The organism is Parabacteroides sp. AD58, assembly GCF_023744375.2.
GTDB classification, from domain to species: Bacteria; Bacteroidota; Bacteroidia; order Bacteroidales; family Tannerellaceae; genus Parabacteroides; species Parabacteroides absconsus.
The window spans coordinates 3,535,284-3,549,967 of record NZ_CP146284.1 but is presented as its reverse complement, the minus strand read 5'-3'; the positions used below and the strand labels follow the sequence as shown (position 1 = coordinate 3,549,967).

The window sequence follows — 14,684 nt, the reverse complement described above, 5'->3', positions numbered from 1 at the left end:
ATTTTTATTCTCAAAACTATTGCAGATTCAAAAATAATACATACCTTTGCACCGCAATCGAGAGAGATAGCAAGAATAAATAAAAAGAATGGTGCGTTAGTTCAGCTGGTTAGAATACATGCCTGTCACGCATGGGGTCACGGGTTCGAGTCCCGTACGCACCGCTTCTTAAATAATTATTCCCCTATTCAAGGTGCGTTAGTTCAGCTGGTTAGAATACATGCCTGTCACGCATGGGGTCACGGGTTCGAGTCCCGTACGCACCGCTTCTTAAAATAATTATTCTCCTATCCAAGGTGCGTTAGTTCAGCTGGTTAGAATACATGCCTGTCACGCATGGGGTCACGGGTTCGAGTCCCGTACGCACCGCTGAGACTTGAAAATAGAGAGTCAAAAAGAGACAAAGCTCACAAATTCAATATTTGTGGGCTTTTTTTATGTCCTGTAAGTGCCAATCCAAGGACATCAAACAGCCCACTTCGGACAAAGTTCCGTTACTAAATCGTTACAGAAAAAACGACGTCTAATTATTGTAACGATTTTCATGCTAACTCGCTGATTTGTCCGCTGTTGTCTCAATTCTGTCTGCTCATAATTCAATTAATAACCTTTCCTTTGTGACATTGTGTAACGATTGTAACGAAGGATATAAAACAGATACAGTTATGAGCAAAAGTACATTCAAAATTCTCTTCTATCTGAGAAAGAACTACGTGAACAAAGAAGGTAAGGCGAGCATTATGATTCGTATCACCGTAAACGGGGAAATGTCACAATTCAGTTCAAAACTGGATGTGGAGCCTCGTCTGTGGGACACCAAACTGGGACGTTTGTCAGGGAACGGAGCGAAAGCAAGGCAGGTGAACAATATGCTGGATGACATACGCACCGCATTGAACAACCACTACCGCTATATAGAATCAAGGGATTCCTTTGTGACTGCCGAAAAAGTAAGAAATGCTTTTCTCGGATATGAGGTGAGACAACAGACTTTACTGGAGCTTTTTAGACAGCACAATGAGGATGCAGAAAAACTTTGTGGCATCAGTAAAGCTCCGGCTACTCTTGTTAAATATGACCGAACTTACAGGCGGTTGGAAGAGTTCATGAAAGTAAAGTATAGAATATCAGATATAGCGCTTCGGGAAATAGACCATAAGTTTGTGACCGATTTTGAGTTTTATCTAAGAACTGTGAGCCGATGTAATCATATCATATTGGACAATAGCCACAAGACAGTATGTGACAATTGCAACACTGATTTGTATGCGAACAACATTCTCCCTTGTGCCCCAGAATTTCTTTATTTTAAGATGTTGCTTGAACCATTTGAAGAACAACTCAATCAACCATCTTTTCTTATAAAGATTAGCGACATCCAATGCAGAAAGCGGCTTCGCATTCGTCAGAAAAGAGAGCTCACGATTATATTTTTCATAGTAATATCGGATGAAAATATTGAACAGATTGACTATACCGTAAACCGGGGACTGGACCGTAATCAGATGGAACACCTCGCCAACCTTGATTTTGTGCATAAAGGGCTGAATCTTTTATAACCGGTTCTTCTGGTACGGGGAAAAGCTATCTGGCGTGTGCCCTAGATCACGAGGCGTGTAAAAGAAGATTCTGGACTCTCTATACCTATGCACCAAAACAGTTTGGTACACTGAAAGTGGCAAAAATCAAAGGTGTACTTGAAGCAGAACTCAAAAAAATTGGACGCTGTCAGTTGCTCATCCTCGATGACTTGTTTCTCGTACCATTTGATGCCAAGGAACGTCCCATACTACTTGAAATTATTGAAGACAGGCATAAACAGAAGTCCATCATCATAACCTCGCAATACCCGTCGTCCAACTGGTATGACATGGTTGGTGCTCCGACAATAGCCGATACCATACTTGACCGTATCATCCACACGGCTCATACTATAGAACTGCATGGTGAAAGCATGCGTAAGTTAAGGTCTAAGAAAAACAGATAAAATTAAAAGGGTAAAATAAAATTGCCCCCATCACCAGGAATTTTAAAGGGTTTATCATATTGTGGGCCAAGGGGGCAATTCTTTTTTGGCCAAAAGGGGCAAAGTTGTATGGCTTTTCCAGGACGAGCTGCGAAATCATAAAGATTAGGCATTAAGCCGTACAGAACTTTTTCTGTCAGGAGTAGCTATGGTGCTTAGTGGGGACTGTCCGGATGATGTGGAGGATGGAATTTTGACAGCCCGTGAGCTGGCTAAACTGGATTTGTCATATTTAAATTTGGTAGTCCTTTCAGCTTGTCAGACCAGATTAGGAGAGATAAGTACCGATGGAGTGATGGGATTACAGCGTGGATTCAAGAAAGTGGGAGCACATTCGTTGATGATGAGTTTATAGAAAGTTAATGATGTAGATACCGATATTTGATGGTTGAATTTTATCTTTCCTCGCTTCAAAGGGAAAAGAAGAAATATGCATTGTTGGAAACTCAAGCTTTTCTACGTTCTTATCAAAGTGACAAGTATGATACCCCTCAATATTGGGCTGCATTTATATTATTGGATCATTTGCAATAAGAAGATAGATGCGTTGTGAAAGTACAATTTTAATTTTATAAATTGATATCTTGTCAATAATAATTGCTATATTAGCGACAAAATGTTAATTGCTGTTTTATGAAAAATGGGAAAATATGGGTCTTGGTATTGTTGATGACCACGTTTAATTACGTGTTTTCACAAATTTCGGATTCTTCAGTAGAAAATAGTCTGAAAAATTGTGCATTACGGATCAGGTATGGTATGCAATTTTGTTCCCCCAAACAAAAGCCATACGATTATACAGCTTATGTAGATACTTTGTATAGATATTTGTATTGTGATTCTGTAAAGGTTAAGAATTATGTTGAGTTCTTTTCAAAAATAACATTGCAAAGTTATTTTATCGAGATGAATGATGAAAGAGTCAATTATTTTGATGTGTATAAATCCTTGCTGATTACCCATAAGTTCGAGTCATTTCATGATCCATTTTTTTTTACATGTGCTCGTGGACTTGCCGATTATTTAGAAAGTAAATCTCAATGGAAGAAATGTGTTGAAGCCCGTGAGTGGGCCCTAAAGTCCTTGTCCAAATTCATGAAGAGTGATGCTACTCCGATGGCTTATTTGTTGAATGAGCAGAATGCTGCTGTCTGTTTTGTTCATCTGAAGAATTATGAATTGAGCTTGAAGTATCAGCAGGATTGTTGCCGGATTGCTGAAAAGTTACATGGTTATGGTTCGGAAACGCACGGGAAGGAACTAAGACGCCTGTCCTCCATTTATGGCATAGCAGGGTATTACGAGAAAGCAGATTCTTGCTTGAATATTGTACAGGGGCTGATGAGAAAGCGATCGGACGAGGGCTTGGCTGGAGTCTTGTATGACAGGGCTGAAATTAATTCAAGTCTGGAACGATGGCCGCAAGCGGTCATGCTCTATAAATCTGCCTTGCAGAAAATAAAGGGACAAGGGGATATCTATGCTGATGTGCTTTATGGACTGGCAACGGCTTGTTTTGGTTTGAATGATTATTACGGAATGAATCTGGCTATGCAACGTCTGTTAGATTATTTGGAACAAAATCCTTCCTGCGATCCTAAAATGGTGTTCCGGCTGCTTACTCTTTGTAATTCTTTTCATATAAATAATGATGAACGTAAAAGGTTATTGGCTTTGGCTGAAAAGATGAATGACGGGAAAGATGTCGCTACATTGGCTACTTTGGCGTATGCCTACGAGAAAAATTATGAATACGATAAATTCAATGAATTGGCAGGGCAAGTGTTCGATTTGATGGATGGGTATAGATCCGGCAACGACAGTATTGGAATGGAACAAGGATTGCCGTTTGTTTTGGTATTGGGAATCGGGAGCAAATATCAGCAGAAAACAATCGGATATTTATTGTACAATATCAGTTCCTGTAAACAAAGGTTCGGGACATCTCACCCCCTTGTATTTGATATGCTTACCCAATTGTCTTCTCTATATAACATGGTGGGTGAGTACCGAAAATCGATAGAGCTGGCTGATTCTTGTCTGGCTTTGACCGGGCTTTCTGAGCATCAGTATAATCAGTTTGTTCGGAATAAAATCGATGCCCTGTCTTCAGTGGGGAAATATCTTGATGCAGTGGATTTGAGCCGTGGTTTGCTTCCAAGCTTGAAAAATGGGAAAGATAGTTGGGAGGTTCTAGCTCATGGTATTATCGGTAACATGCTTGCCGAAATGGATCTCCGCCAAAATAATAAAGGGGAATTTGTACATGACGATTCGCAAGAATTGTTGTCCACGCTTTGTCGTGATGCCGAAACCTTGGTCGACCAAACGAAGAAAACCTATGGTGAGTCGCATATGAATTATATTATATCATTGGAATACTTGGCTTCTGTATATTACCTCAACCGCCAATGGAATCAGATGTTGCAGACCATAGACCGTTGTGAAAGTCTTATCCGGGCAAATGTGAAAAACGAAGAGTTGAAAGATGTCTATCTGGAATGTCTGGCTCCTTTCCATCTCTTTGTTAAGGACTATAAGAAAGCAAGCCTGTTGGTCAATGAAAATAATCTCGAAAGTGCTGCCCTTTTTGCCGAGAGAACCAACACCACGATGTTATTGGCTGACATTGCGTTGGGATTAGGAAAACATAAGGAAGCCGAAAAGTACTACTCGCTGCAGGCCGATGACATCATCAGTCACTCCAAGCTATATTTTTCGTCTCTGACAGAAGGCGAACGGAATAATTTCTGGAGAATGTTTAGCCAGCAGATTTATGATGCCGGAAAATTTGTGGATACTGTGGGGAAGCCTTCCCAATTTGCCGGGAAGGTTTACGACCTGGCACTTTTCTCCAAAGGATTACTGTTGAATTCTTCGTTATTGTGCGAACGGCAGATTCGTGAAAGCGGAGATGCCAAATTGCAGGCCGACTTTGACGAACTGGAAGTCATTAAGCGGGAACTAGTAAACAACCTTGCGATCGATGAAATGACAAGAACTACATTAAAGAAGAAAGCGGAGACACTGGAAGCCGGATTGATGTCATGTCTTCAGTCTTACCGGGACTATACGGAATTTTTGAATGTAACCTGGATGGATGTTCAGAAACATTTGGAGGATACAGATCTGTCTATTGAATTCATTGATTATAGCCGACAGGATAGTGTGGCCATGTATGGAGCATTGTTATTGAAAAAGGAATGGAACGCACCAGTCTTTATTCCGTTGACAGAAAAAACAACTTATGATAAAATGCAACAAGGTATAATGCAGGTGACAGCTGAAAACGGAAACAAGATATGGAATCCGATAAGGCCTTTCATGGAAGGTGTCGAATGTATCTATTTTTCGCCTACCGGTATCTTGCATAAAGTTCCCGTCGAATATATGCCATACGATGATTTGTTGATGATGGCAGAGAAATTCGATATGTATCGTCTGTCTTCAACCCGTATATTGGCCAAGGAAAGGAAACCTAGCCGATGGACAAAGGCTGTATTGTATGGAGGTATTGAATACGATGCCACCAACGTCAGTCTGAATGACGTAGATGCCCGTGGCGAACGGCAGATCAAGCTGACCTATCTGGCCGGAAGTGACAAAGAAGTGAAGGATATTGACAAGTTATTGTCATCGAAACAGATACATGTGGATTTATATCAGGAAGAAAATGCCACAGAAGAGTCTTTTAAGAAACTTTCCGGCAGTGACGCACAGCTTATCCATCTGGCAACACATGGACTTTATCTGTTGGACTCGGAAATTGTAGTGGATAAAATCCCATCATTGCGTTTGTCTGCTACATTGAAAGACGGTGATCGGGTGATGGAAAATACTGCAGTGTGTTTTGCCGGTGTGAACAATACACAATTGGCCACTGACCTGAAAATGTCGGATGACGGTTTCCTTTCGGCAAGAGAAATCGCTGTTATGGATTTGAGTCATACCGATATGGTTGTCCTTTCTGCTTGCCTTACCGCAGAAGGAAGGGTTACGGGTGAGGGCGTGTTCGGTCTTCAACGAGGGTTCAAACAGGCCGGAGCTAATACGATTGTCATGGCTTCGTGGAAAGTCAGTGACAAGTCTACGTCTCTACTGATGTCTTCATTCTATAAGAATATAGTGAATGGAATGCCGAAAAATAAAGCCTTGGTAGAAGCTGTGAAACAATTACGTTCGGCCGGTTCGCAGTATGCTGATCCGAAATATTGGGCGGCATTCATTATGCTTGACGGCTTGGAATAATGGTCAGGTAAGGTTTAACCGAAGTAAATTTGTTCTAGATATGGGAAGGTGTCTGTTATTGATCGGATTTTTGATAAATGTTGTACTTGGGGCATCAGCTCAAAGTCTGATGTCTAATTTTTATTTCAACAAGCGTGTTGATCTATACGGGCAAGGGAAATACGAGGGGGCTATACCCTATTTTGAAAAAAGTGATGAATTGGATAAAGCGGAATTGATCGAAGGGTACATGAGGCGGGAATATTCTGTTATTTGGCTGGCAAGCTGTTATTACAAATTAGGAAATGTCGAAAAGACAGAAAAGCTTTCACCGTTTTATAGATTGCCACGTGTTGATCAAAGGGTTACAGTTGAAAGTGATCGTTATGGTGCTTGGGCTCAACAGAAACTTTTTGAAGGTGATTATGATGCAGCATTGGAGTATGTACTGAAAGGAGCAGAACTTGAAAAACAATATTTTGGAAAAAACAACCTGTGGTATGGGAATTCTTTGAACATGGTCAGCTTGTGTTATTCGTATCTGGATGACAATCAAAAAGCGGAATCAGTCTTGTTGAAAAGCCTCCGCATCATAGGATTAAATTGGGGGACGGAATCGGAGTTTTATATAAGGGCTCAGTTGGAATTGGCGACGGAGTATCAAAGAGACCAGACTCCGGCAGGAGTTTTCTAATGCTGTTAGTCCGGAAGATTATTTCTTGTCGAACAGTGGATTGTTCCTTACGGACCGCAGGGGATTATTTGATGAATCCCGATTCCTTTGATAAAAAGATGGAGGATGGAATCCTGACATCGAAAGAACTTTCCCGTCTTGATTTGAGAGGACTTGACCTAGTTGTGCTCTCCGCTGGCTAGACAGCTTTGGAGGATATAACCTCCGAAGGAGTGTTTAGTTTACAGCGTGGATTGAAAAAATTGAGGAGTACATACAATTGTGATGAGCCTGTGGAAAGTAAGCGACAAGGCTACGCAGATTCTTATGACAGAGTTTTACAAGAATTTGTTTGCTATGGGTGATAAACAGAAAGCGTTGAAGGACGCCCAGCAGTATCTGAAAGCATACATAAACGGAATCTATAGTTCTCCCGACTATTGGGCGGTATTTGTCATACTTGATGGAATGGAAAATTAAATCTATAAATATATGAGAAGAATAATTTGCCTTTTGTTTTGTCTGTGTAATCTGTCTGTTTGGCTTGGGGCACAGACCGCTCCTTTATCTGCCAAAATGGAGCTTTTCAAGGATTATTGTTTGAGAATCCGCTATGGAGTGGCCAGCAAGAATCTTGATGAACTGGTCGATTGCCTAAAAGAATACAATGCAGAAGAATATAATAGTTCGGGAGGTTTATTTGTCTACAAGGGAGAAAAAATAGGCCTTACGGCTTTTGACCGCTTCAGTCTGTTGAAAGACCTTTCTCCCGGAGATATTCCTTTGGGACAGCATCTTCAATTTGAGCCTTCGTATGTCGATACGTTGGTTTCCATGGATTTACAGCCGGTGGAATTGGAGGAGGCATCGTTGCTGCGTTCAGAATTTGACTGTCGGTATACCCAGCGTGCCATTGCAGCTCATAGCAAATGTACTTATTGTACAAAAGGTTCAGGCCCCAAGGAATTGTTTGTTGTGGCCGAGGCCGACGGCATGATTAATCTAACAGTAAATGATGTAAGGAACAATCAAGTGTTGAAAGATGTTTCTTCCGGAGGAAAACCTTCTGCTCAAGTGTGCTGGGAGATGAAGAACTTCGGGGAATATACGATTGAAGTGGTAAACTTGTCGGATAAGGATATCAGTGTTATTATAGTGGGTAATTGATGTCGTATGAGAAAATGGGTGTTACTTTGGATATTTTTATATGCCGGCAATTTATTGGCTCAGGAGGCTGGCTGCTTCGACAAAGGCAAACAATGTCAGGAGATGGGACTTTATGAGGAAGCCATTGAATGGTATAGTAAAGTGAAGCCGATTAATCTGATACAGAAAAGAAAATTGTACGAACCTCTGGCACAATGCTACAAACTGGCAGGTAACTATACTCAAGCAATCCACTGGAATGAACGTCTGCTCGAACTTGTAAGGGGTGAAAACCTAGAAAAGGTGTTGTTGAATTTGAGTGGTTTGTGGCTGCTTACCGGAGAATACCAGAAAGTCATAGATGCATTGGAGGAAAAAACATTCAGTGTGGGTGAAGAAATCAAGATTATCAATCTTTCTTCCGCTTATATGCGACTAAATAATCCTGAAAAGGCCCTCGCCTTGCTGGATGATGTGCTTGAGACATCACTGGCAGATACTTCCGTGTATCGTAGTGCCATCCAGAATAAAGGTTATATCTTGTGGGTAGAAAATCGTTTTGCCGAGGCAAAGAGTGCACTTTCAACTGCCTATGCTATGTATTCAGACGAGAAGTCCGACAAATACGTCTGTGCTGGAAATCTGGCAGTTGTCGAAGCCGAACTTCAAGATTTTGACAAAGCTCTTCTATATATAGGCCAGGCATTGGAGTGGCAGAAGGTACATTTGGGAAAGTCGCATCCTGATTATCTCGTGTCATTGAGAAAGAAGGCCGAAATCTTGTTGAAGAAAGGAAATATCAGCGAATCAGTCTCTTGGTTTAAAAAATATTTTGAAGGAGAGAAGGATTATGTACTCGCGAATTTTGCTTTTATGACAGAAGATGAACGGCTGAATTTCTGGAATGTTCATAACAGATTGCTATCCGAGTGCTATGCTACTGCTACTGCCGATCCAGATTTTCTTTTTGATGTGGCTGTCTTTTCCAAGTCAGTCTTGATGCAAGCCAATATCAATTTTCAGAAACTAGTTGCCGCGAATCCAAGACTGTTGGCCGATTATACACGCCTCAAGAAATTAAGGATGCAGCTACGTTCCGCTAAAATACCGGATAGAATTTTACTTGAAAAAGAAGCAGAGAGGTTGGAATTGCATTTAATAGCAGAAGTCAGTGAGTTCGAAGCTTATCGGAAAGATTTAACGGTAGGCTTGAAGGATATAAAAGTAGCCTTGAAGAATAATTCAGATAGGCTGGTGGAATTTGTGCAGTACATCCATCAAGATTCTATCCGCTATGCTGCATTGGTAGCGGGGAAGGCTGTTTCCACACAATTTATCCCTCTTTTTTCCGCCGGTGAATTCGAACGTTTGGAATTGCAGGCTAATGGCAGAAAGTCCTGTACGGTGAAAGAAGCCATTTATTCCCGGCGAAATGAAGACAAGAACAGATTATATTCTGATACTTTGTTGGGGCGTAAAATATGGGAACCGATTTTGAAACATGTGCCCTCTCAATCTTCCGTCTATTTTGTCCCGGAAGGTCTTTTCTATTTGCTGGGGATTGAATATATGGTATTCGACCGTCCAGATTGCCGATTTTACCGGTTATCTTCTTCCCGGCGCTTGTGCGAAAAGCATCAAAAGGTTACTTCATGGTCGCCTTTGTTGGTAGGCGGTCTTGATTATGATGACAAGTCTTCGGTAAAAGAGTATGTCGATACAATCCCTGACCGTAGGGGAAGCAAAGTCTTGTATATCGACCGGCTTCCTCCGGTAGTGGGCGGCAGATACACTTACTTGACAGGGTCGAGGATGGAAATTGACAGTATCGGGCATTACTGGCAAGGAGGTTCCTGTCGGATACTGAGCCGTTCTCAGGGAACAGAAAGAAATATCAAGCATGAAATCCAGACCCATAATCTGGTGCATCTGTCTACACATGGCTATTGTTCCGACTATCAGATAGTTCCACAGCTTCTTTATGCAAAGGACAGTATCTCCGAAGACCTTTCCATGCTTCGGTGCGGAGTTGTTCTTTCCGGAGCCAATCTATGCGCCAAGCAAAAGCCCGAGAATGAAAAGGTGGAAGATGGTGTGCTGACGGCTCGTGAACTATGTGACTTGAACTTGCATAAAGTCGATCTGTTTGTCTTGTCGGCCTGTCAGACAGGATTGGGAAGAGTGACGGTTGATGGAATGTCAGGTATGCCCCGTGGACTGAAGAAAGGTGGAGCCAATTCGGTTATGGTGTCTTTATGGGAGGTAAACGACAAGGCTACCCAATATCTGATGTCTTTCTTCTACGAAAATCTTATCAAGAAGAAAATGCCTAAATGCCAGGCCTTGCAATCAGCACAGGAAAAGATGCGTACATCGGTCATCGAACAGCCTGTTGTCCACCGTCTGCAGCCCATACCTCCCGGTAGAGCCGGGAAGACTGTCCAAGTAGATAAAATCAGTTTCAGCCAACCCTGCTATTGGGCTTCTTTCATCCTGATTGATGGAATTTGATATTTTATATATAAAGCTCAAAAAGATATAAAAGAATAATAAAAAATAATATATTTGTAAAGAAATATCATACTGAAAAAATTGTTGATTATGAAAAAAATTATTCTTACAGCTTGTCTTTCTTTATGCTCTATTCTTGTAATGGCTCAGGAGATAGAGTACCAGACATTTATTTATACAAGCGACGACTTGTCGAATGAGATTGCTGAACAATCAGCAGAATTGCGTTCTTCCCGAAGTTACTTGTCTGATTTGGGTTCAGCGGCCTTGAATGCAGGTAAAGGAATAGCTTCAGGATATGTAACTTCATTTATCGATTGGGGGGTTAACGCAATAGGTGCACTTGTGACCCGGAATTCTAGGTTGAAGGAAGAATGGGAAAAGACTGTTGAGGAAGAAAATGTCTATGAAATCAAGATCAGTACAGTTTCGGAAGTAAATGATTTTTATAGAGAAAGGTCTTGGGATGGAGCTATGGATCCAAAAGGAATGTGTTTCGACGGCATCGGATGTTTGCGCAAGGAAGGCAATGATACGGTGTTCTATATTTCCTGTCATATCGACCGTTCGAAAATCTACCACATTATCAATCATTCCAAGTTTGAGCTGGTGCTCGATACACTTATCATCAGTCCGACCCGTTCCAATTTGCCTAATTCGGTCTATGACATTCCTTTCTCTTTCGAGGAACGCAAGAATTACACCTTGAATATGGATATTAAGCTGATTTCTTCATGGATCAATTATGTGGTTGTCATGCAGAAAAATCAGGAACTGGGAAATTTCAAGATTACTGTTCCGATAGACAAAAGCATTCTTGACGAGAAGGGCTTTTTACGTTATGCGCGGAAAAAAGACGATCCATCTGCTTATAAGGTAATGGGCGAAAGTTTTATCGTGCCTCGCTCTTATATGGGCTATCGGGATGAACATGACCAATATAAGGACTGTTGGGGAACCGGTGAGTATAAACTGGAGATTACGCTAAAAGAAACCTGTGACATTACGGATCAGTATCGGAAAAACTGGAAGAAGGACAGAAAGCGTAGAAAAGAAATGGAGCCCAAAGAAAGTTTGGTTGCAGCTGGTTGGCAGGTTGTTTCCAATCAACGTTGGGATGAAATCACGAAGTCATGGATCATTACAACTTTACGTGCTCCGGCTGATATAGTCACTAAAGACCTTATTGATAAATTGGGTTTGGAGGGCGATGCGAACGGAGGTATGCCTTGAACTCCTAGCAAAGCACTATAAAATATTTTGTATAAATGTGAGACCAATTCAATAATGATAAAGCTCCTTTTATATCATGTTTGGGTAAAATTTTGATTTTCATTTCAAGTAGTCATTAGTAAGTGTTTGATTGAATCGGAAGGCTTTATGATAAGCATTAAATAAAGTACACCTTGAATACATAGGGATAGTCAGTAAATATTCAAAAAAATAAGATGATATGTATAAATGAACTTAGTTTTTCATTTCACATGCCATCTTTATTATTGTTGGCTTTGAAAAAAATTATAATATGTAACCACATGACAATTCGGGAAAAGCCTATAATGTCGTTCTTCCATTCTATATGACGAACAAATGTCAGGTGCCTGCTTTGAAGCAGAAATTGGAGACATTGCAGAATTTAATTTGCATGATTAAGGTCCAAAATATTTCTGGAATTACACCTAATATTCGTTTACAGATTTATGATTTGTATAGAAAAACATTCGAGAACAGTGAACTTGGCCGGATCAAATCGGTTTTTTATTTAGTCGTCCCTTAAAAAGCCCATTTTTGCGAGATATTGTTCAGATACAGTATCTCGCAGATTTTATGAATCATGCACCAAAGAGCTTTCATGGCTCTTTTGAAGTTATATGCCGCTGCCGCCAGAAGCACGTTGACAGTATCTCCCACCACACCCTTATAAAAGTTGCGGCCTAACCGGTAATCCGACTTTAAGTGACCTATTGTCGGTTCTATTCCTGCACGCTTGCGGAAGAGTTTATGTTTTTTCTGTTTCTGATAACGGCTGTCTGATTTCTTGGGAACATCGGGAATCATAATCTTCGTCCCGTTAATTTCCTTTTTGCCTCTGTATCCCCTGTCACCTGCCAGTAGTTTGATTTTCCGCCCGGTTAACCGTTCCACCTGTTCCAGGGAAGACCCGATGGTATGCCCGTCATATTCATTACGGAAGGACATGGCGCCAAGAATAATGCCTGTGACAGAACGTATGATGGATACCTTGTTGCCGAATTCGTATTTCTTATGTTCTTTTCCCTTGCTGATGCATTGTACCTCTGGCTCATGAATGGAATAGATCTTTTTCCGGCTATTACGTCTTTGGGAAAGAACGGTTTCAAAGATTTCGAGTAATTTGTCATAGTCGTGATTCCCTTTAAGATTACGCTTCAGCTCCCTGACCAGTCTTCCGGCTATTGTACGTAAACGCCTGTCTGCCATAAGGGCTTTTCTCCTGTTCTTGGGATGGTTCCGGAAACGCTGATCACGACAGATCGCCTTCAGCACAAAGGTGTAGCTTTGACGCAGGGGAAGGCCCAGCTTTTTCACAATGCCAAGAACTTTTTTCACGATCTTCTTATGCAACTTCGCATCCGTGGGGTAAGTGATATTCTTTTCCTGGACTGTAGAATCAATGAAGGCCGTATCATGATGGTGGTCATCGTCATCCTCATTATTCACACGGATGCTTTCCTGAAAGATAAGTTCAATTCCCTTTTCACCGATACGTTTGCGGAAATGGACCAGCTCTGAAGAAGCACACGGGGCTGATGGAGTGAACTCCTGCATGCCACAGAAATACTGATAATAAACGTTTTCGCTCCATTGTTCCACCAAAGACTCATCTGACAGGTTACGAAGGTGCTTCAGGATGAGTAAACCACACATTAAACGGATCGGCTTGCCTGGACGACCGTTGTCCTGACAATACATAGGTTGAAAAGCTGTCTCAAATTTTCCCCAGTCTATTTTGTCCGCCAACCGGTAAAGCGGGTGCGATTGGTTCAGCATGTCAGACAGGCTGCTGAATAAGGAAGGGCTATTATTCGTATTTTTAATCATAAAATCTGCAAGTTTTCTTATCTTTAGTTTAAGAAACTTGCAGATTTATCAAAGACTTTTATTGATTAATTTACTGAATACCAGTAAATAAAAACATTTTTAAGGGGCGACTATTTATCCAGATTTTCTTTTCGTCCTTTCAATGCATTCTCTTTTTCCTATTAAGTATCCAGGCGCGTCGTCCGGTATTTTACCGGAGAAAGTCCCATCTTTTTCAAGAAGAACTTTCCAAAAGCCGATTGATCGGAAAAACCCAACAAATCGGATATTTCCTTTACATCTTTATCTGTACATTCTAACAGACGTTTCGCCTCCACACAAATCAGTTCCGATATATGCGAATAAACCGTGCGTCCGGTTATTCTTTTAACGATTCTGGAAAGATAGGTAGTAGATATGTTTAACTTGTCTGCATAGAACTGGATTTTATGATGCTTCCGGTAATTCGAAGCCAGCAGTCTACGGAACTGCAGAAATATTTCATTGGAGTGCTTCACATACATGGAAGCTTCATTTTCTTTCTGCTGGCAAAGTATATCTGTCATTTGCAACAACAGCATATTACACAGATTTCGGATGATTCCTTTCTTATATAAATGAAACAAGTCCATGTCTCCTGAAAACAACTGCATTGTCTTTTGCAAATACCGGAAATGAGACAGTTCTATATGAAAAAGAGGAAGTCTGTTTTCACCCAAATATTTTGTCAATTGATTATAGAGAGGCTGACTGTCAGACAGTCCGTCGAAATAATCAGGCGCCATGTAAATACCGATTAACTGGAAATCGCTTCGCCGGCCTTGAAGAACACTTCCCATACTCGGAGTCTGGATAAACAGGTCGCCCTTGCGAATCGTATAGGATTGATACAGATCACCCAAGACCGCTGTTCCGTTTATAACTAATGCAAAAAAGAAACCATTATCAATGCTTATGGCATCTTTTCCATGTGAATATGCATCCATATGAAAATATTTCACACGGATTTCTGATTTTTCATCTGCTATTATACCATCTATC

The 14,684-nt window shown here is 41.0% G+C and carries 9 protein-coding genes, 3 tRNA genes and 3 pseudogenes; 12 read left to right on the top strand and 3 right to left on the bottom strand.

Features of this window, described 5'->3' with window-relative positions; translation table 11 throughout:
• The first annotated feature begins 90 nt into the window (after positions 1-90).
• The 4 genes and pseudogenes from NEE14_RS15030 to NEE14_RS15015 form a co-directional block, all read left to right on the top strand.
• Positions 91-164, top strand: a tRNA-Asp gene (locus NEE14_RS15030).
• A gap of 28 nt (positions 165-192) precedes the next feature.
• A tRNA-Asp gene (locus tag NEE14_RS15025) sits at positions 193-266 on the top strand.
• A 29-nt stretch (positions 267-295) separates the two neighbouring features.
• Positions 296-369, top strand: a tRNA-Asp gene (locus NEE14_RS15020).
• 296 nt (positions 370-665) lie between these two features.
• Positions 666-1,208: pseudogene (locus NEE14_RS15015) on the top strand (phage integrase SAM-like domain-containing protein); the annotation flags it as partial.
• On the opposite strand, the pseudogene NEE14_RS15010 reads toward NEE14_RS15015, so the two are convergent.
• Positions 1,209-1,424: pseudogene (locus tag NEE14_RS15010) on the bottom strand (transposase); the annotation flags it as partial.
• A gap of 33 nt (positions 1,425-1,457) precedes the next feature.
• Here NEE14_RS15010 and NEE14_RS15005 point away from each other — a divergent pair.
• The 8 genes and pseudogenes from NEE14_RS15005 to NEE14_RS14970 form a co-directional block, all read left to right on the top strand.
• Positions 1,458-1,987 (top strand): annotated as a pseudogene (locus tag NEE14_RS15005) (ATP-binding protein); the annotation flags it as partial.
• A 187-nt stretch (positions 1,988-2,174) separates the two neighbouring features.
• Positions 2,175-2,381, top strand: coding sequence for a CHAT domain-containing protein (locus NEE14_RS15000; RefSeq protein ID WP_251967456.1), 207 nt, complete (start codon positions 2,175-2,177; stop codon positions 2,379-2,381).
• Positions 2,382-2,932: 551 nt separating this feature from the next.
• A complete protein-coding gene (locus NEE14_RS14995; protein ID WP_251967457.1) occupies positions 2,933-6,274 on the top strand; it encodes a CHAT domain-containing protein in 3,342 nt (1,113 codons plus the stop codon).
• Between the two features lie 70 nt (positions 6,275-6,344).
• Complete coding sequence (locus tag NEE14_RS14990; protein ID WP_251967458.1) at positions 6,345-6,947, top strand: tetratricopeptide repeat protein; 603 nt, start codon at positions 6,345-6,347, stop codon at positions 6,945-6,947.
• A gap of 264 nt (positions 6,948-7,211) precedes the next feature.
• On the top strand, positions 7,212-7,406 hold the full coding sequence (locus NEE14_RS14985; RefSeq protein WP_251967459.1) for a CHAT domain-containing protein: 195 nt from the start codon (positions 7,212-7,214) through the stop codon (positions 7,404-7,406).
• 12 nt (positions 7,407-7,418) lie between these two features.
• Entirely contained in the window at positions 7,419-8,093 is a 675-nt protein-coding gene (locus NEE14_RS14980; RefSeq protein WP_251967460.1) for a hypothetical protein, read from the top strand.
• A 6-nt stretch (positions 8,094-8,099) separates the two neighbouring features.
• Positions 8,100-10,583 (top strand): CHAT domain-containing protein, encoded by a 2,484-nt coding sequence (locus NEE14_RS14975; RefSeq protein WP_251967461.1) that lies wholly within the window; start codon positions 8,100-8,102, stop codon positions 10,581-10,583.
• Between the two features lie 90 nt (positions 10,584-10,673).
• Positions 10,674-11,816: a hypothetical protein gene (locus tag NEE14_RS14970; protein WP_251967462.1), complete on the top strand. Its 1,143-nt coding sequence runs from the start codon at positions 10,674-10,676 to the stop codon at positions 11,814-11,816.
• A gap of 540 nt (positions 11,817-12,356) precedes the next feature.
• Here the strand turns inward: NEE14_RS14970 and NEE14_RS14965 are convergent.
• Complete coding sequence (locus NEE14_RS14965; RefSeq protein WP_251967463.1) at positions 12,357-13,664, bottom strand: IS5 family transposase; 1,308 nt, start codon at positions 13,662-13,664, stop codon at positions 12,357-12,359.
• Positions 13,665-13,825: 161 nt separating this feature from the next.
• Positions 13,826-14,629, bottom strand: a complete 804-nt coding sequence (locus NEE14_RS14960) for an AraC family transcriptional regulator (RefSeq protein WP_251967464.1) — start codon at positions 14,627-14,629, stop codon at positions 13,826-13,828.
• Positions 14,630-14,684 lie beyond the last annotated feature (55 nt).